This window comes from Arthrobacter sp. P2b (assembly GCF_900168295.1).
Taxonomy (GTDB): Bacteria; Actinomycetota; Actinomycetes; order Actinomycetales; family Micrococcaceae; genus Arthrobacter.
Genome location: NZ_FVZL01000001.1, coordinates 715,398 through 734,801 on the forward strand (window position 1 = coordinate 715,398; position 19,404 = coordinate 734,801).

Here is a 19,404-nt window from a genome sequence, read left to right on the forward strand (position 1 = left end):
CGTTTTCCGTGATCGAACTATCACCTTTTGGCAGCTTTCAGAGCGGGAACCTGCCGGAGAGCTCCAGGCCCGCGGCACAGGTCCAGGCGTCCAGCCGCTCCTGGTCGGTGGGTCCGCCCTCCAGCGGGCTGGCCAGCCGGGGCCGCCGCACCCAGCACCCGGCCTCCTCCGCGATGAGGGCACCGGCCGAAAAATCGTGCTCGTTGAGTCCGCGCTCCCCGAAGGCATCATGGGTTCCGTCTGCCACCAGGCACAGGTCCAGGGCGGCGGAGCCAAGGCGCCGGACGTCCGCGAAGCCCGCCATCAGCTGGCCAAAGACGGCTGCCTGCTCGGAACGGACGCCGGGATCATAACTGAAGCCGGTGGCGAGGATCTGCCCCTTCCGGCCGGGAACCGGACCTTCCAGCCGGGTCACCGTGCCGCCCTCCTCCAGCCAGGCACCCCCGCCGCGGGAGGCGTAGTAGACGCGGCCCAGCGCTGGCGCGTTGACCACGCCGGCCAGCCAGGCGCCGTCGGCATCCGCCACCGCCACCGACGTGGCGTAGTAGACGATGTTCCGGATGAAGTTGGTGGTGCCGTCCAGGGGGTCGATGGACCAGCGGTACCCGGAGGACGCCTCCGGCCGGGTGGTTCCGTGTTCCTCGCCGGTGATGCTGTCACGCGGACGGGCCGCGGCAAGGACAGCGCGCACCGCGTTCTCGGCGGCCACATCGAAGGCCGTGACCCAGTCCCCGGCCGCACCCTTGTTGCTGGCGTTGAGTGCGTCGCTGTTCCTCGTGGCGAGGACCTGCGCTCCTGCCGCTGCCGCGTCCTTTGCGATGGCAAGGAGCCCTGCTGTTGTAGCTTCGCTATTCAGCTGTCCTTCGCCGGCGCTCATGCGTCCTCCTCCACGGCTTCGGCCGTATCCGCCGCTGCCGGCGCTGCTTCCGCGAATGCTGCCGGCCCGGCCTCCAGCAGCAGCCGGAAGCCGTCTTCGTCCAGGACGGGAATGCCGAGCTGCTCGGCTTTGTCCAGTTTTGTGCCGGCGCTTTCGCCGGCCACCAGGTAGCTGGTGTTCTTGGAGACCGAGCCTGCGGCCTTGCCTCCCCTGAGCAGGATGGCTTCCTTGGCTTCATCCCGGCTGAAGTTGGGCAGCGAGCCGGTCACCACCACCGTGAGTCCCTCAAGGGTGCGCGGCATGGACTCGTCACGCTCATCCTCCATCCGCACGCCGGCGGCTGCCCAGCGGTCCACGATCTCCCGGTGCCAGTCCTCCGCGAACCATTCCTTGAGTGCGGCGGCGATGGTGGGTCCCACGCCGTCAACGTGGGCGAGGTCTTCCTCCGACGCCGCCCGGATGGCGTCCATGGTGCCGAAGGCCTGGGCCAGCGCGCGGGAGGCCCGAGGGCCGACGTGCCGGATAGACAGTGCCACCAGGACGCGCCACAGCGGCTGTGCCTTGGCCTTTTCCAGCTCCTTGAACAGCTTTTCCGTGGTGGCGGTGGGCTTCGACGGCGACTTCGCCGTGCCCTTGCTGTAGAAGTAGGGCACCAGCTCGTACTCACCGGTTCCAACGCCCTTGGACCGCTTCTCGCGCCGGATCTTTACGGGGGCCAAATCTTCGGTGGTGAGGTCGAAGAGGGCGGCCTCCGAGGTCAGCGGCGGAACCTCCGGTTCGGCCGGCTGGGTCAGCGCGATGGCCGCTTCCCAGCCCAGCGCCTCAATGTCGAAGGCGCCGCGGCCGGCGAGGTGGAACACCCGCTCCCGGAGCTGTGAGGGGCAGGACTTGGCGTTGGGGCAGCGGATGTCCACGTCCCCCTCCTTGGCCGGGGCCAGCGGGGTGCCGCAGGACGGGCATTCGGTGGGCATGACGAAGTCCCGGACCGGCGGATCCTGCTGGTCGCGCAGGTTCAGGACCGGGCCCACGATTTCGGGGATGACGTCGCCGGCCTTCCGCAGGACCACGATGTCGCCGATCTTCACACCCTTGGCCTTGACCACGTCCTGGTTGTGGAGGGTGGCCATCTCCACCGTGGAGCCGGCCACCTTGACCGGTTCCATCATCCCGAAGGGCGTAACCCGTCCGGTGCGGCCAACGTTGACCATGATGTCCAGAAGCTTGGTGTGCACTTCCTCCGGCGGGTACTTGTAGGCGACGGCCCAGCGCGGTACCCGGGTGGTGTAGCCGAGGGCGCGCTGGGTGGCAAAGTCGTCCACCTTGATCACGATGCCGTCGATTTCGTGGAGCAGCTTATGGCGCTGGTCACCGTACTTCTTAATGAAGGCCAGGACGTCCTCCCGGCGTTCCAGCACTTCAAAGTACGGGCTCACGGGAAGGCCCCAGTCCTTGAGCAGGGCGTAGGTTTCCGACTGGCTGCGGGCTTCGAGGCCTTCGCGGGCGCCAATGCCGTGGACGAACATCTTCAGCGGCCGCTTGGCGGTCTCCGCCGGGTCCTTCTGCCGCAGCGAGCCTGCGGCGGCGTTGCGAGGGTTCGCCAGCGGAGCCTTGCCCGCTTCGATGAGTGCTTCGTTGAATTCGGCGAATGCCTGCGAGGGAATGAACACCTCGCCGCGGACTTCCATTTCGGCGGGGAAACTGTCGCCGTTCAGTTGCTGAGGGATCTCCTTGATGGTGAGCACGTTGTGGGTAATGTCCTCACCCGTGGTTCCGTCTCCGCGGGTGGCGGCACGCACCAGCTTGCCGTCCCGGTACAGCAGGTTGACGGCCAACCCGTCGATCTTGAGCTCCGTGAGCCAGGCCGCTTTGGCAGCGCCGTCGCCAAGTTTTTCGATGCTTGCCTCGGCCCTGTTGAGCCATGCCTCGAGTTCCCCGAGGGAGAAGACGTCCTCGAGGCTGTACATGCGCTGCAGGTGCTCCACGGCTGCGAAGGCTGCCGAGACTTCGCCGCCCACTTCCTGGGTGGGTGAGTCGTTGGAGACCAGTTCGGGGTGCAGGGCCTCGATCTCCTCGAGGCGGCGGAAGAGTGTGTCGAATTCGGCATCCGATACCAGGGGCGCGTCTTCCTGGTAGTACGCGAACCGGTACTTCCGGACGAGGTCCGCCAGGTTCTCGTACTCCTCCCGGACGGACTCGGAAGGGATGGCGTCCTGACCATCGGGTGCGGTGGTCCGGGTGGCTGTCTTTTCTGCGGGGCCTGCTCCTGTGCTCACAGACCTATCTTGCCCTACCCGTGCCGGAGTCCGGGGTCAGTGCGCGCGGAGGCGGTTCCTGCCCCACCAGGTAAAGACGCCTCCGCCGAGGCCCACCAGGAGGACGCCGGCCGTGACGGCCGCCAGGTTGGGTGCGCCCGGGCCGTGGCTGCCGGGACGGGTCACCGCGGCGGCCTGGGTGGCCTTGGCTGAGCGGGTGACGGGCTTGTTCCAGTTTGATTCCGACGACGGTCCAGCCGTGGAGGGACTGACGCCGGCCGGGGTGCCGGTTTCGGGCGGGCCGGACGTTCCGGCGGGGTCGGGAGCGTCGGCATCAGCCGGTTCTGCGGGCTCGGGGACCACAGTGGGGGCTGCGGGAGCGGGCGCGGAGGGCAGCTGGGGCTGCGGGGCCACCGGAGCAGGGCCGTCCGGCTGGCCGGGGGGATCGTCGGGATCCCGGGGCTTCTCTGTACGCTCCGTGGTCTTGGTTTCCGTTGGTTCCGCAGGATAGGTGGTGCTGGTAGTGGCAGAACCTGTTGGCTCGGGCGAATCAGCGAAGGCGGCTCCGCCTGCGGGAAGGGTCACTGAGAGCGCCAGTACGGCTGCTGATGCGGTTGCCGAGGCAGCGCGGAGTATCGGGGAGGACGCGGTCATGGGTACCTTTCGACGCGCGCAGTCCCCCGTCTGCGGCTTTCTGGTGTCCCTGCAGTCTTCTACAACACGCCGGAGGGCCGCAAATCCATCGAATGTGCGGCCCTTCGGTTATATGGTTCCTAGTCCCGGTTTTCGGGCGGCAGCGCCACCTGGATTTTGCGCGCCTTTCCGCGGCCCACCACGTATCCGCGGCCCGGGATGAAGTCCGGGCTGACCCGGCCCAGCGACGTGTTCAAAAGGCTGTCGCCCTCGATGTCGCCGGGGTTCAGCAGCAGGCCCCGGCGGCCGGACTTGAAGGGCTGGGCGAGCTGCCATGCCGAGGACCAGGTGGAGGTTTCCGACTCCCCCACCACCCATTGGTCCGCTTTGATGGACGCGGTGACGAGTTGTGCCACGCCGGATTCCGCCAAGGTATCCGTGTATTCCGTCAGGCCTTCGATGAAGATGGCCAGCCGGCCCGGGTTTCCGGAGGAATGCGCCACCAGGTCCTGCACCACCTCCGCCAGGTCATCGGGTCCCACCACGGAGCGGTTCCACAACGGCAGCGAGGCCACCGCCGAGCGCCGGGCACCGAGGTAGATCAGCTCGGTTTCGGGGTTGGACCGGCGCAGGGCGTAGGCGAGCGTCACCAGGGCCACGGTGCGGCCGGCGCCGGGAGGTCCTGCCAGCAGCAGCGGACCGCGGGCCATGATTCCCGCGGGCTGCAGGGTTTCATCATCGACGCCGATAACCGGCACGTCCGGGCCGCCGGCCGGCAGCACGTCCAGTTCCACCTGGTCCGGAAGCCGCTCGATGGCAGGCGCTGCGTCCAGGCCCTGGCGCAGCATCGCTTCGCTGAGCTTGTGCACCTCGCGTGCCTGCAGGGCCAGGTTGGAGTTTCCGCCGAGCACGGCCAACTGGACTTCCAGCCCGTCCAGCAGTCCCCGGCCGGGCGGGGAGGTGGCGCCCAGGACGTCGCGGGGCACGTCCAGGGAGAGGTAGTCGTCCTCGGAGGACAGGCGAAGCACCAGCCGGCGCTGGATGGAAGCGAGCAGCGACGCAGGCACGGCGTTGGGCCGGTCCCCCGTCACCACCAGGTGGATACCCAGGGCACGGCCGTCGGTTGCCAGTTGGAGGAAGATGTCCCAGAGTCCGGACAGCCGGCTGTGCTCATAGGCCTCGCGGAACGCTGACATGCCGTCCACCAGGACAAAGATGCGCTTCTCCTCGGGCCTGTTGGCGAGCTTCCTGTACTCCACGATGGTGGATGCCCGGACTTCGGCGAAGCGGGCTGAGCGCTGGTCGGCGATGTCGCGCAGGAGGCGCAGCAAGCGGCCTACCCGTTCGACGTCGTCGCCGTCGATGATTTCACCCACGTGCGGAAGTTCTTCCAGCATCCGCAGGCCGGCCGAGCCGCAGTCGATGCCGTAGACGTGGACGGGCCCGCCGCGGGGCGTGACGGCGGCGGCGATGGCTATCCCGCGCAGGGCGGCGGATTTTCCGGACCCGCCCGTGCCGTAAATGGCCATGTTGCCGTCCTTGTCCGGCTCATAAAACACGGTGGGCTGGTCCTGCCGGACGGGGTCGTCGGCCACGCCGAGCAGGAGCTGCTCGTCGGTACGGGGATTGGGCAACCTGGAGAAATCGTAGGTTTTGGCCAGTTCGTCCAGCCATGGCTTGCGGGGCGGCCGGATGGCGAGCGCATCGGCGGCCCGCGCGATGTTTGCCGTCATCCTGGCGATATCGTTGGGCCCGGCAGGTTCGGCCACTGCCGGTTTTTTCGGGGCGGGCGCTTCCCAACTTGGCCCTGACCCGAAAGCCATTTCCACGATGTCGATCTGCGGACGCTGCGGTTTGTCGGTGGTCCATCCGCCGGCGTAACCGGTCTGGAACCCCTGGATGCGGCCCGGGCCGGTCTTCGCGGCGCCGCGCCCGGGAATGCCCGGGTCGAAGTAGGCGGCGTCCGGCACGCCCAGGATGTCGGTGGCGTCTTCCTCGTCCGCCATGCGCAGGGCCACCCGGAGGTTGGTGTTGGCGCGGAGGTTGTCCTTGATCACGCCGGCGGGCCGCTGGGTGGCCAGGATGAGGTGGAGGCCCAGGGACCGGCCGCGGGCAGCGACGTCCACCACGCCGTCCACGAACTCGGGGACCTCGCTGGCGAGGGCCGCGAATTCGTCCACGATGATGATGAGGTAGGGCGGTGCCTCGGGGTCGGCTTCGCGCTGCAGCGCCAGCAGGTCCTTCGCCTTCTTGCGGTTCAGCAGGTGCTCGCGGTAGTGGAGCTCAGCCCGGAGCGACGTCAGGGCGCGGCGCACCAGGTGCGGCGAGAGGTCGGTGACCAGGCCTACCGTGTGCGGAAGGTTGATGCAGTCGGCGAAGGCGGCGCCGCCCTTGTAGTCCACGAACAGGAAGCTGACGCGGTCCGGGCTGTAGGCGGCCGCCATCCCCATCACCCAGGACTGCAGGAACTCGGACTTGCCGGCGCCGGTGGTGCCGCCCACCAGGGCGTGCGGGCCCTCGTTCTTCAGGTCCAGGTACAGCGGCTCGATGCCCTTGGACCCCACCAGGGCGCGGAGGGTGCCGTTGTCCTTCCGGTTAGGCACAGCGGTGGCGTGGACGGAGTTGTTTTCCGTCCAGCGTTCGGCCACTGCCTGGGGGTTGTCCAGGAAGTCCTTGCCGATCAGCGTTGCGTAGGAGACCGCGCGGGGCAGGTCCGAGTCGTCGTTCACCGGCTTGCCCACATCAACCACGGGGGCGAGCATCCGTGCCAGCTGGCCGGCGAGTTCGGCGTCCACGCTCTCGCAGCTGACCGGGTAGGTGTGGCGGCCCAGGCGTACCTGGCCGGTGGTGGTGCCGTGATCGCCGTCCACCACCATAAAGTCCCGGCAGGCTGCCGGCAGGGCCTGGACGTCAGTGGCCACCCACATGACGTGGACGCCGGAGTCGGGTCCGCGTTCGGCAAGCCTGGTGAGGCGTCCGCGGTGCACGGGCGCGTCGTCCTCCACGATGACCAGCACAGATGGCAGCACCGGCGCTTCAATCTCATGCTTGGCGGGATCCACAGCGGGACGCAGGTCCGGGGCGGACCGTCTGGCGGCCGCCTCCCGCGCGTCGAGCAGGTCTTCGAGGCGGGCCACGAGTGAGGAGCCGCCGGCTGATCCGGCGGCGAGGTGGTCGCCGGAGAGGGGGCTGTGGCCGGAGCCGACGTGCGGCAGCCACTGCAGCCAGTTCCAGCGCTCCCGCGATTGCGCCGAAGTGATGGCGGTGAGGACCACCTCCGCGGGCGAATGCAGCCCAACAAGCTGGAGCACCATGCCGCGGGCAACGTCGTCCACCAGGCCGCGCGCGCCGGCCAGGCCGAGGGAACCGGAGGTACGGAACTGCGAGACCACGGGCACGCCTTCGATGTCCCGGAACTGCTTAAGGCAGTCCTGGATTTCGCGGGTGTACTGGACTTCGGTGTCGTTGCTGGACGGTTCTTCCAGCTGGATGCGCGACGGCGCCGTCCCCAGCCCGAACCGCAGGCCCAGGAAGAACTCGTGCTCCGGGCGGTGGGTCCAGAGCAGCGGTCCGAGCTTGTAGATGGCATCAACGGTGTCACTGACCGACGGTGCTTCCTGCAGGCGGACAGCACGCTCCACCTGCTGGGCTTCGGTGAGGTCCTGCCGGAAGGCCGCCATGGAGGCCCGGAACTGCTTGAGTGCTTCCTTCTGCTGGCGCCTGCTCCGCATCTTCTGGTCCACATAATGGCCCACCACGAACAGCGGCATCATCAGCATGAACACCATCGACAGCGCGTTGCGCGTGACGGCGAAAATGACGGCACCCATCATCAGCGGGGTGATCAGCATGATGTAGGGGAAAGGCTGGTCATCGGGCCGTTTGGGCCCGGCCGGAACCACCCGCTTGGGTTCCTCGAACCGCGGCACCACGCGGGGTGACCGGTTGAAGTCCACAAGGGGCGACGTCGGGGCTGCCGCATGGTTGTGCCCCAGCGGAACCACCGTCACGGTGGTGTCGCCCAGGGTGACCGTGTCCGAGGAGTTCAAGGTGGCGCGGGTAACGGGAAGGCCGTCCATCAGGAGCCCGTTGGCCGAGTTCGTGTCCACGATCTCCACGCTTTCGCCCACGGTGATGCGGGCATGGCGCTTGGAGGTCAGGGGGTCAGTGAGCCGGATGTCGACGTCCCGGTCCCGGCCGATGTAGCTGGTGCCGGTGGGCAGGGAAAATTCCCGTCCGACGTCGGGCCCGGACAGTACACGGAGGGTGGCGGCGGCCGGCCCGCGGCTGGCGCCGGGAACATGGAACTGTTCGCTCACCTGGGCCAGCGATACCACCGAGCCCGGGCGGAGGCCGGACTCGAGGAGGTTGTCGGTGCGGGTCAGGACGTTCCCGCTGATGCCGGCGCCCACGAAGGCCTCATCGATGCGCAGGGAAAGGTTCTCCGGCGCAGGGGTGCCCTTGCGGTCCGGGTCCGCAGCCCAGAGCACGGCGGCGATGTCAGCCACCGTGGCCAGGCCGTCCACGGTCACGGCCAGGTCCTTGGCTTCGGCGGGTTCCCTGCGGAGTGTCAGCCGGATCCTCATCCTTCGTCCACGCCCCTCATCTTCTCGAGGAGGTGGAGGTCGTCCGGTGTCACCAGGTGTGAGGTGACGGCGTGTTCCACGAGCCGTGCCCGGCGGTTGGTGGCGAGCTTGCCGCCGCCGCCGCGCAGCCCCACCACGCCCACGCGGTCCAGTTTGTCGCAGACGTTGTCCAGTTTCCGGTTGAAGCGGGTCAGGGCCCAGCCAAGGGTCTTGGCCGCCGCGGCTGAGGAGGGAATGGCGCTGAACCCCGTCCCTTCACGCCGGAGCATCGGCTCGGCAAGCGCCACAATGAGCGCCTTCTGCGAATCGGTGAACACCACCGGGCCGATGGTGGTGTCGCCGTTGCTGTCGCCGTCGCGCGCCTCCTGTCGGAAGGAGGGAGTCTTCAGGTGCACCGCAAACTCGTACGTTGTGGGACCGGCCGTGAAAATGATGTTGGTGTGGCTGAACACCAGCGGGATGCGGGCGCCGGGCGAGAGCCATGCCTGCATGCCGCCCGAGGCGTCGGCAACGGTGGCGGACAGCATGCTGCCCACGTTGCTCAGCCACCAGATGCCGTCGTAGCGGGCCACCTGCAGGAACTGCCGGTGCAGGTACGGGTTGTCGTCCACCTCCAGGTCGCCTTCACGGCCGATGTTGAAGACGTCCTCGTCCGACGGCTCGTACCATTCACCACAGAAATCTATTGCTAGATCCCCCATGCTCTGTGCCTCCTCAGTGGGCAATGTGCTTGTGTCATACGCCGGCTAATCCTCCAGGCAGGCAATGGAGTCCGGGCCCCCCGGAGAAGCACTGCCGTCGGCCCGTACCAGGATCACCTGAACGCAGAGAGGCCGTTCCGTCCGGCCGGAAACGATAGCGTAGTTCGTGTCTGTCGACTCGTAAGGGCCCTCGGACTTTGCTGATTTGACCCGCCATCGGAAGGTGTCGCCATCTTTCAAGTTCGGGTTGTCCCAACGAAAGATGATCAACGGCGGACCCAACCCCCCGCCCTGGACCTCGGGATGGAGGTCGGCTACTTCAGGCACCCCGCCATCCCCAAGGGCATCGGCGGGCGGATTGTTCACCTGCTGGGTCTCAACTGCTTCGGGCGTGTGCGGGGCGGCGTTTGCCACCACCAGGCCGACGACGGCGGCGAGCGCCAGCAGGGTCCCCCCGGAGAGGGCGAGCCAGAGGTTGCGCTTGCCGTGGTCCCTGGCCGGCGCCACGGCAGGCTCGTCCACCCTTGCCGGCCTGTGGACGGTGGCATCGGCAGCGCCCGTGTAGGAGGCATCGGCAGCATAAACGGGCCCGCCGTCATGAGGAGCAGCGCTTCCCGCGGCGCCGCGAAGGACCGTAGCCTGGGCCCATTCCTGCGGGCCGCCGTCGTGCCTAACGTCCTGGCCCGAGAGGCCGGCGGGGACCTGCGGGGCGGGCGCCGCCGGGGACGCGGGCAACGCCCCTGCTGCGGGAAGGCGCGACGGCGGTGCGGCGCTTCCTGGGCCGCCGGTTCCCCGGTTGTTGCCTCCCTTGCTTGTGTCCTGGGGCCACGTGCGTGCCGGAAAGGTGGGCGCGCTGCCTGTCCGCTCCGGATCGATGGCGGCGATGCTCCGGACACGGGTCTCCTCGAAGCCGTCGTCCGGGTGGCTGTCCTCCTGGTGCGGTTCCTCCAGCACCTCGAACGGCGTGACGGAGAGGTTGAGCTCGGCCTGGATCCGCTGCAGGGCAAGGGCGAAGGCGTGCGCGGACGAGTAGCGGGACTGCGGGGACTTTGCCATCGCCGTGGACAGCGCCAGTTCCAGGGACTCGGGCACGTCGGCGCGGCCCAGCCGGGGCAGGGCCATGGTGCTGATCCGGTTGATCAGCTCACGCTGCGAATTGTCCGCGCCGGGCATCACGAAGGGCGACCGGCCGGCCAGGAGCGTGTAGAGCGTCGCGCCGAGGGCCCAGACGTCCACCATCACGCCGTCCACGCTGCCGTCCCTGAACTGCTCGGGCGGCGACCACGGGATGGACATGCCCGAGTCGTCGTCGGAGTCGCCGGCCAGCGTGCCGGAGATTCCGAAGTCGGTGAGCGCCGGGCGGTTGTAGTCGGTCACCAGGATGTTGGCGGGCTTGATGTCACGGTGGGCAATGCCTGCGCGGTGGGCTGTTTCGACGGCGGACGCCACCTGGATGCCGACGGCCAGGACCTCATCCACGCTGAAACGCTGACGGCGGTACCTGACGTCAAGGCTTGGCCGGGAGCAGTATTCCATGGCCAGGTAGGAGTGCCCGGCGTCGGTCACTTCCGCTTCGTAGATCGTGACGATGTAGGGGTGCGAGGACAGCTGCGCCATCAGGTTGGCCTCGGACTCGAAGCGGCGGCGGGCGCCCTCGGTCTTCAGGTCCGAAAGCAGCACCTTGACGGCGACTTTCCGCCGGGGCCGGTCCTGCTCATACAGGTAGACGTCGGAGAACCCGCCGGAGCCGAGCAGGCTGATGTACGTAAACCCCGGGATGTGGGGCGGCGGCGCTACAGGCCGTTTGGAACTCAAAGAATCTCCTCAAAACGCAGCGAGATGTTGTCTCCCAGTTCGGCGATGTCGCCGTCCAGCAGGATGGCCATCTCGTTCTGGGCCAGCCGGCGCGGCGGCTGGCCGTCCCGCACCAGGACGGTGCCGTTGGTGGCTTTCAGGTCGCAGAGCATGACGTGCCAGCCTTCCAGCCGGACTTCAACATGGGATCGGGAGATGTCGCCGCCGGGACTCGCCACCTGGACCAGGCGCGGCATAACGCCGCCCTGCACGCGGGATACGGACGGCTGCCGGCCGATGACCAGGGACTGGTCCAGATCCAGCAGCTCGCCGGTGGACAGGCGCATCCGGCCCAGCCTGGGACGGGCCACCTGGACGGCGTCAGGCAACAGCGCCGCTCCGCATGCTGCGCATTGGGCACGGGTGGGAGGGTTCGCGTGGCCCTGGGCACAGACCCGGGCCAGCACAGTGGGCCCTGCGGCGGGATCCGCGGAGACGGCCGGGGCGGGATGGGACACCATACCGGCGAGGCTGCCCTTCATCACGGTCTGGCCGTCGTGATCACCGTCAAAGTCCACCGCGGCCTGTGGATGCGCCCCTCCTTGCCAGCCAGTCCCTTCCGGCGGCGTTGTTCCCGCCACGGGTGCCGGCACGTCCGACGGCGGTGTTCCCGGGGTTGGCGGGATTGAGGGGGTTGGCGGTGCTGGAGGCGCGGCGATGTGCGCCGCTGCGGTTGGGGTTGCGGTGATGTGCGCCCCCACCTGCGCCTGCGCCTGGCCGGAGGCTGGGTTTCCCGTCCGCCAGGGTACGGAATCAATGAGGGTCCCGGCCTGGGCCGGGCGTGCTGCTGACACGGGCCCGTTGCCGGACCCGGGCCGGTGCCCGGGACCATCAAGCGGACCGGAGCCCGGCGCGCTTGCGGAGTCCCCGCTGGTGGCGGGCTCGCCCTGCACCTCCCCCTCGTCGGCGGGTTCAAGCGCCGCCCGCTGGGCCGCCGGCTCTAGGGCCGGGGCTTGGGCGGCGACCTCGGTCGGGGCCCGGAAAGAGGCCTGCGCAGCCTCGTCCGCCTCCGCGTCTTCCCGCACGGCCGCATCTTCGATGTTCCGTATCACCGTGCGCTCCCACAAATGGTCATAGGAACCCGTGAGGTCACTGGCCGCCACAGTTTCAGCCTGTGCAGACCCCACCCCGCCAGGTGTGCTGCCTGCCTCCGCGGTCCCTGATTGAGAAGCGTCGAGCGGCGTGACGGATACCTGCGGAATCGGGGAAACCGGGGCGTGCCCCGCATGGCCTTCCATCTCCGGCTGCCCGCCGAAGCCCGCATCGTCGTGGTCCGGATCGTTGTGGTCCGCCTCGTCGTCGATAACTTCGAGCACTGTTTCCGCTGACACCCCGTGCTCCGGCGACACCGTCATTTCCAGCGCATCCGCTTCGGCTTCAACTTCCAGGTGCCCTTCGATGGCGGTTTCGGCGTCAACCTCTCCCTGAAGTGCAGCGGCGCCGACTGTCGCCTGCACTGAGCCGGCTCCTGCCTGTCCCGTAGCCAGCGCAAGGGTCAGGGACTGCAGCAGGACCGCCCCCTCACGCAGCGGAAGTTCCCGGTGCCCCTCGGAAGCAGCGTCCGGAATGGTGAGTGTGCACTGTCCCGGCATGTCGAAGCGGCGTTCGTTCCAGGTAGTGACGTCCCGGCCGTTGAGCTCCATTGTGCCGTCCGGCAACGCGACGGTGAGCTCCAGTTCCCCCCGCAGGAACACCCGCAGGGGCCCGGTGAAGTCGAGGATGCCGAAAGACGGGATGCTCGCCAGGGAGCCGCCGGAGCTGCTGGTGACGGCATGCAGTACTTCGTGGACCTCGGGTGTGTCCGCCAGCAGGGTCCAGAGCGCATCGGCAAGGGCGGGCGGTGTGTCCGGGCCGAGGAGGACGGCGGTCCGGGAACGGACGATGCCCAGCCAGGTGCCCGGTACGTAGCTAATGCCGGCCATGGTCGGGCTCCCCGTTGTCGTCGCTGCCCTGTTCATTCTTCGCTTCCGGGCCCTGGCCGTTGTTCGTTTCAGCACCCTGGTCCGGCGTCTGCCCCGTGTGCTGCCCTGCGTCGTCCTCCCCTGCGTCCTGCTGAGGCAACGGCTGGGTGGCCGACTGCACGGCCTGCGAGCGGGGCAGCGTCACTTCGTCTTCCGCGGAGGAGTCGGGCCGCGGCGCGGTGGTGGCCGCGCCGGCGTCGTTCAGGACGTTTCGGGCGTCCACTACGATCACCGTGACGTTGTCCCTTCCGCCGTTGCGCAGTGCGGCCTGGATGAGGGCATCCACGGCATCCTGCGGCTGGCCCACGGTGCTGAGGATCCGGAAGATATGTTCATCGCTCAGTTCTGAGGTGAGCCCGTCGGAACACACCAGGATGCGGTCCCCTTCCTCAACGGGAAGAAGCCAGTAGTCGGCCTCCGTCTCGTCTCCCGTGCCCAGGGCCCGCGTGACCACGTGGCGCCGGGGGTGCACAGTGGCCTGCTGGGGGGTGATCTCGCCGGCGTCCACGAGTTCCTGGACTTCGGAGTGGTCAACACTGATCTGTTCGAACCGGCCCTGGCTGAGGCGGTAGGTGCGGGAGTCGCCGATGTTCATGACCAGCCAGTAGGGCACGCCCATCTGCTCCACGATTACGGCACCGCTCAGGGTGGTGCCGGCGCGGGCGCCAGTGGCTTCCCGGATGGAGTTGTCCGCCCGGACCAGGTATTGCTGGAGGACCGCGGCCGTGGCGGTCCGCTCGCCGGTGGTGAGCTGGGGCATGGCGGCCAGGGCGCGGACGCACAGTCCGCTGGCCACCTCGCCGGCTTCGTGGCCGCCCATGCCGTCCGCCACTGCGAAAACGGGATCGGAAGCAATGTAGGAATCCTCGTTCAGCTCCCGGCGGAGGCCCCGGTCGGTTCCGTAACCGCAGGTAAGGCTGAGGCCCGGCCCCGGCTGCATGATGGAGGGAACGCTGGCGGGCTGTTGGTTCATGCCTGTCCTAGGTAAAAGGTTCGGTCTCCAAAATGAACACTGGATCCCGGGGTAACAAAGGTGGGGACACCCGGCACAAGTGCTGTGCGGAGTCCGTCTGGGGTGGTCACGGCGCTGCCGTTGGTCGAATTCCGGTCGGTCACCCAGATCCCTGCGCCGTCCGTGAGCAGGTGCAGGTGGGTCTTCGAGATGGAGCGGCCGGGATCGTCAACGGCCAGCAACTGCGCATGCTGTTCACCGGCCTGGCCCACAGGGTTGCGGCCCACCAGCACGCTGCGGTCCAGCTGGAAGTCGCGGCCGTCGTCGAGCCGGATCCTCAGGACGGCAACGGGAGCAGGGCCGCCGGTTCCCGGCCGCACCTGCGTGCGCTCGACATCGTCGTCCGGGTGGTATGCCCGGACGTGCTGCGGAGCCGGTGACTGTAGGGCAGCCGGAGCCGCTTCCAACCCCGTGCCGGAAGGCGGCGCAAAGGACGCCGGGGCCGTGTACGGCATCGTCTGGGAGGGCAGCGTAACGCCCGGTCCTGGCTGGACTGGCAGTGCGCCCGGCGCCTGGGTGGTGGCCGCCGGCGCCTGGCCCGGGCTTACCGGGCCCTGGGCATTGATGACCGTGGGAGCTTTGGCACCGGCCACCGGCGACAGCACCTGCTGCACGGGCGGCAGGTCCAGCGGCGCGAAACTGTAGGGCCCCTGGATGCCGCCGGTGGTGATGGGGTCGCGGCCTGCCTTAACGTCAAAAACAAGCGTCTTGGCAGCGGCATCGTGCCACCCCCGAAGCCGGCCGTTCTTGTCCCAGCTGTTGGACACCACCACCAGCACGGCCCAGGCCGCGCCCACCAGCATCAGCGGCGTGAGGATGAACAGGGCGGGACCGAACCATTGGAAGACCACCACCAGGATCGCCGCGAGCAGCGCCAGCAGGATGCCGGCACCCGTGACCAGGCCACGCAGGAAGACGGCACCTGCACCGGGGGCGTAGCCGTCGTTATCGGCGCTGCGGATGCCCATCAACAGGTTTCCCGGAGTCTTGCCGGTCCGGGCTTCGATTCCCATCACCACGAAGGTGTAGACGAGGGTAAGCCCCAGTCCGATGCTGCCGAACAGCACCAGGGACGCTGTGTCGTAGGTGATAAACCCGCCGCTTCGGGTACGGGTGATCCCCGCAAAACCAATGGCGAACGTCACCACCAGCACTGCCAGCGGCGGCAGCCAGTCAATGACGGCGGCACCGAGCCGCTTGCCCGCCGTGGCCGGAACAAGCTGAAGGTTTGTTGCCATTCCCGTTCCTCCCCCTGGAGCGGCACCCACCTGGGCAGTGGAACCGCCGGAACTCCCCTGCCCCGTGCCCGCGATGCCCGCGGCGTGATGGGCCGGGGGCGTTTGTACTACCGGGATAGTACCGGGAATCGCCGGCCCGTGCGCGGCGCGCAGGCCGGTACGGGAGTCCACGCCGTGGTTCGGCCTGCGGTCCAGGTTGCTGGTGCTCCGCGCCGACCGGTTGGGCAGGGGCGCACCACAGGCCGTACAGAAAGCCGCCCCCGTGAGGATCAGTTGCTGGCATCGCGGGCAGCGTTCGGCGTCGGAGGTCACTGCGTCATGGGTCCTTGCGTGGGAGGTGCTGTTGTGGGCGGTTGTCCTGTGCCCGGCTGTCCTGTGCCTGGCTGTTCTGTGCCCGGCTGTCCGGCCGGCGGGGCCTGCGATGCAGGACCGTCAGCCGGCTCCTGCCCCGGCCCCGGTCCTGCCGCGGCACGGCGCCGCCCGGGCAACGTGATGGACGGCAGGGCCAGCAACGCCAGGCGTGAACCCCGCAGGTTGAGGACCGTGCGGGCATCGGCAAGGAGGGAACGCGGGGAGAACCTCGCCTGTTGCCGGCGCCAGAATCCCATCGTTGCGGTCATCTCGGTCAGGGAGCTGTCCACAATGGTCCAGTACTCCCGGACCTCGTCCTCGGTGGGCTGGCCGGCACCAAAGATCGATGCGTCGGCCCGTCGTGCCAGCAGGGTGGTTGTTTCCCTGCTGGCGGGGAACGCCTCGGCCAGGACCGCGGCGCTTTCCCGGCGCGTGGCACGGGTATCAACGGCGGCGCCCAGGTCCGTGGCAAGGCTCACCACCTCGCTCCAGCCTCCGCCGACCCGCTGCGCAGGGTGGCCGTCGCTGAAACGCGACTTCCGGCGTCGTGATTTCAGCAGGGCAATCAGCAGCAGCGGCAACGCAAGGATGGACAGCGGGATCAGGGCGACGCCCAGCGCGCCCAGCAGGGCACCCCAGAACAGCCAGGGGTTGTTCTTCTTCTGGTCGGCGTCCAGCGCATCGGGCGAGGAGTCCGGCGGAAGGTCCGCGGGCTCCTGCGGCGGGGGCGGCGGCTGCAGCACCTGGGGCTTGGGCTTGGACTTGTTTTCCGGGTCCGGCGGGATGGGAACGTTGTCCTTCGGAGGGGTGGGGTCGAAGCTGACCCAGCCCACGCGTTCGAAGGCCACTTCCACCCAGGCATGGACGTTCTTGCCGGTGATCTTGACCTCGCCCGCACCGTTTTCGGGGCTGGTGGGATCAGGGTAGAAGCCCATCACCACGCGGGACGGAATGCCCAGGTGGCGGAGCATCAGGGACATGGCGACGGCGTACTGCTCATCGTCACCAAGCATCTGTTTCGCCGTCAGCAGGTTTCGGATCCGGGCGGCACCGTGCCCGGAGACACTGGGCAGCTGGCCTTCACTGACCAGGCCGTTGCTGAATGCGCCGGTCTTCTGGAAGTGCGCTTCGATCTGGCGCACACGGTCAATCGCGGTGGGCGCATCCGCGGACAGGTCGTTGGCCTGGGACGCTACGACAGGCGGCACCTCCAGGGCATCCGGCAGGGTGATTTTGGCGAAGTCGTATTGGGTGAGCTGCCCGTGTTCCAGCTTGACGGGGTCGGACACCTGCACGCTGTAGGAATCGCCGCGGGACAGCCCGTTGGTGGTGACGGCGGTGTCCGTGCCCGAGTTGAAATAGAGGCCGGAGGCTGCGGCGGAGGCACCCTGGTCAAAGCTGAGGCCGGTGGTTTTGCGCCCGCCCGGAACAAAGAAGCCCTGGTAGTCCTCGATGGTGATGTTGATGGCGTAGTCGTTGGTGGGCACGGTCCCGGAGGTGTCCGCCAGCGTGTTGATGGATTCGGTATCGCCCACCTTGCTGAAGTTGCCCGATCCGTTGGGGTCCATGTTGTAGTTGGTGCCGTTGAAGGCGTCCAGCGCCCCCAGGCGCACCCGGGCATCGCGAGGGAGGCCCTTGACGACGAACAGGGTGTCGTCCTTCTTGTCCTTGACGAAGGTCCGGAAGCTGGCCAGCGGAGTGATGTAGTCCTTGGGGTCGAACGGCGGGACCACCACGTTCCGCAAAACTTTCCGGTCGTTGCCGGCGGTGACCAGCGGGGCGGACAGTGCGGTGACGGCGACGCTGACGGCGATGACGGCCGCGGCCATCCCCAGCCGCCGGACCTTGGCGCGGCGGGCGGTGGAGGAATCCGTCTGCGGGTTGTTCACCGAGACCTTGCGGGTGCTGTTCCGCCGCAGGGCGTCCCGGCGGAACGTTGCCCAGGCGATGCCCAGGACCGTGAGGCCGATGCCGCGTTCGAGCGTGAGGAACGCTGCGTTGGTGCTGAACGCGATGCCCGTGACGAACAGGACCAGCACGGGAAGGAGCGGAAAGTAGGGGCTCCTGGCGCGCCAGGTCAGGATCGCAGCGATCAGCGCGGTGATCATCGAGCTGAGGAAGGGGACGATGAGCACGCCGCCGGCCGTTCCAACCGGCACGCCGACCGTGAGCATGTCCTTCCACGCGAAGACGATGCCCAGCAGCAGGATCCGCAGCGAGTCCAGGGTGGGAACAAACCCCGCGATGGCCGAGTCAGGGACCGCCAGCAGCGTGCCGAACACCAGGTAGGCACCCAGGGCGAGGGCTGTGGTGATCAGCAGGCCCAGGCGGAGGTGGGCATTGACGACGCCGAGGGCCAGGCCGAGGATAATCCCGCCAAAGCCGGACAAGAGGTAGTAGGGATCGCCGCCGAAGCTCAGCCCGAAGCCGAGCAGGCCCAGTCCCAGCAGGACTGTCAGGGCGCCGGCGTCGAGCACGAAATGCCAGCGCGGCTGGCCGTCGTCGAACGGCGAGCCCTGCTGGTTCCTTGACGCAGCGCGGCGGGAGGTCATGCGCGGGCCCTGGCCCGGTGCGGAGCTCATGCTGCCGCCTTTCTCAGCACGATGGCAAGGTCGGCCAGGTCGCCAAGCGTCAGCACCGTCAGGTCTGCGATGTTGGCCCTGGTGGGGGCGGCTCCCGCCTCGATCCTCACGGCGAGGCTGCGGACGCCGGGCGGAACAGACACCGCCGCGGAACGGAGCTGCGTGGCGGTCACGTTGCTGCCCACCACGAAGAAAATGACGGAGGCGTTGGGGACAGTGTCCGCCAGGGTCCTGGCGAGGTCGACGGCGGTGCGGCGCATGGGAGTGCCGATGATCCTTGTCATGTCGTCCAGCATGTTGCGGCCGGTTTCACAGCGCAGCGGGCCTTTTTGGGTGAGGATATCCAGTTCCCGCTGTTCACGGATGGCCTGGCGGCCGATCGATGCTGCCGCCGAGATGGCCATCTCGAATTCGGTCTCGGAGGCATACTCATCAGTGTTGATGGACAAGGAGATGGCCAGGTGGGCGCGGCGGGTTTCCTCGAACTGGCGCACCATCAGCTTGTTGGTCCGCGCGGTGGTCTTCCAGTGGATGTGCCGCCGGTCATCGCCCGGGACGTAGTCGCGCAGCGCATGGAAGGACACGTCGGCGCTGGACAGGTCCGTGGTGGGCATGCCTTCCAGGTCGCGGATGAATCCGGCTGCGGAACCGGCGAGGGCAACGGTGCGGGGGTGGACGAAGAGGTCTTCCGGTTCGGTCCACAGGACCTGCCGGCGCAGGAGGTGCAGCGGGTCCGCCCGGACGGACCGCACGGGCCCCACCACGATCACGGCGCGGCGGGCCGTGGGGATGGTGAACAGGTCCTCGTGGACCTGCTGGGGTTTCATCCGGGGCAGGTGGAACACCGCGGTGGCATTGCCCACCGGCAGTTCCAGTGCCGCCGGCAGCAAAGGACGGGCTGACGTGTTGGACACGGCGATGCTGCCTACGGCGCTGTCCCCAACGGCCACCCGTGTGCGGGCGAGGTCCAGCACCACTCCGTAGGAGGATCGGCCCAGGATGAAGCCCACCGCAACCAGGAGCATGACGAAGGCTGCAATGGCAGCTGCCTTGGCCTCCTGCCACCCGAAGGCCTGGCCTGTTGCCCAAAGCAGGATGGAAGCGGCAAGCACGGACCAGCCCAGGACGCTGACCACTGACAGGACCGACCAGGCGTACTTCAGCCAGGCGCCGCGGACCGCCCGCCACGCTGGTGCCAGTGCCAGTCCGGCCGTGCTGCTCGCTTCGGCCCAGACGGCGGCCGGGTGCAGCCGAGTGGGCTGGCCGTTCCTGGCGAAGGGTTGCTTGAGACGCTCCGTGAGACGGATCAACGGGGTGCCGCTGGACATATGTGTGCCTTCGTTATGTTGCGCTGGAT

Annotated in this window: 11 protein-coding genes; all 11 read right to left on the bottom strand. The window is 68.3% G+C overall.

Annotated elements, in window-relative coordinates:
- Positions 1-37 precede the first annotated feature (37 nt).
- A complete protein-coding gene (locus B5520_RS03260) occupies positions 38-877 on the bottom strand; it encodes an inositol monophosphatase family protein (RefSeq protein WP_079595596.1) in 840 nt (279 codons plus the stop codon).
- A complete protein-coding gene (ligA, locus tag B5520_RS03265) occupies positions 874-3,150 on the bottom strand; it encodes an NAD-dependent DNA ligase LigA (protein WP_079595597.1) in 2,277 nt (758 codons plus the stop codon). The genes B5520_RS03260 and ligA overlap by 4 nt, the downstream gene beginning before the upstream one ends.
- A 36-nt stretch (positions 3,151-3,186) precedes the next feature.
- The gene (locus B5520_RS03270; RefSeq protein ID WP_079595598.1) at positions 3,187-3,783 is read right to left on the bottom strand and encodes a hypothetical protein; all 597 of its coding nucleotides are present in this window, start codon (positions 3,781-3,783) and stop codon (positions 3,187-3,189) included.
- A 119-nt stretch (positions 3,784-3,902) separates the two neighbouring features.
- Entirely contained in the window at positions 3,903-8,348 is a 4,446-nt protein-coding gene (locus tag B5520_RS03275) for an FtsK/SpoIIIE domain-containing protein (RefSeq protein WP_079595599.1), read from the bottom strand.
- Positions 8,345-9,049 carry a hypothetical protein gene (locus B5520_RS03280; protein ID WP_079595600.1) on the bottom strand — a complete coding sequence of 235 codons (705 nt, stop codon included), beginning with the start codon at positions 9,047-9,049 and terminating at the stop codon, positions 8,345-8,347. The genes B5520_RS03275 and B5520_RS03280 overlap by 4 nt, the downstream gene beginning before the upstream one ends.
- Before the next feature lie 45 nt (positions 9,050-9,094).
- Positions 9,095-10,864: a serine/threonine-protein kinase gene (locus B5520_RS03285; RefSeq protein WP_079595601.1), complete on the bottom strand. Its 1,770-nt coding sequence runs from the start codon at positions 10,862-10,864 to the stop codon at positions 9,095-9,097.
- Positions 10,861-12,825 carry an FHA domain-containing protein gene (locus tag B5520_RS03290; protein ID WP_079595602.1) on the bottom strand — a complete coding sequence of 655 codons (1,965 nt, stop codon included), beginning with the start codon at positions 12,823-12,825 and terminating at the stop codon, positions 10,861-10,863. Before B5520_RS03290 ends, B5520_RS03285 begins: the two co-directional genes overlap by 4 nt.
- Positions 12,812-13,837 (bottom strand): PP2C family protein-serine/threonine phosphatase, encoded by a 1,026-nt coding sequence (locus tag B5520_RS03295; RefSeq protein ID WP_079595603.1) that lies wholly within the window; start codon positions 13,835-13,837, stop codon positions 12,812-12,814. The genes B5520_RS03290 and B5520_RS03295 overlap by 14 nt, the downstream gene beginning before the upstream one ends.
- A complete protein-coding gene (locus B5520_RS03300) occupies positions 13,834-15,114 on the bottom strand; it encodes an RDD family protein (RefSeq protein WP_079595604.1) in 1,281 nt (426 codons plus the stop codon). Before B5520_RS03300 ends, B5520_RS03295 begins: the two co-directional genes overlap by 4 nt.
- A 308-nt stretch (positions 15,115-15,422) precedes the next feature.
- Positions 15,423-18,047 carry a transglutaminase-like domain-containing protein gene (locus B5520_RS03305; protein ID WP_079595605.1) on the bottom strand — a complete coding sequence of 875 codons (2,625 nt, stop codon included), beginning with the start codon at positions 18,045-18,047 and terminating at the stop codon, positions 15,423-15,425.
- Positions 18,044-19,375, bottom strand: a complete 1,332-nt coding sequence (locus B5520_RS03310) for a DUF58 domain-containing protein (protein WP_079595606.1) — start codon at positions 19,373-19,375, stop codon at positions 18,044-18,046. The genes B5520_RS03305 and B5520_RS03310 overlap by 4 nt, the downstream gene beginning before the upstream one ends.
- Positions 19,376-19,404 lie beyond the last annotated feature (29 nt).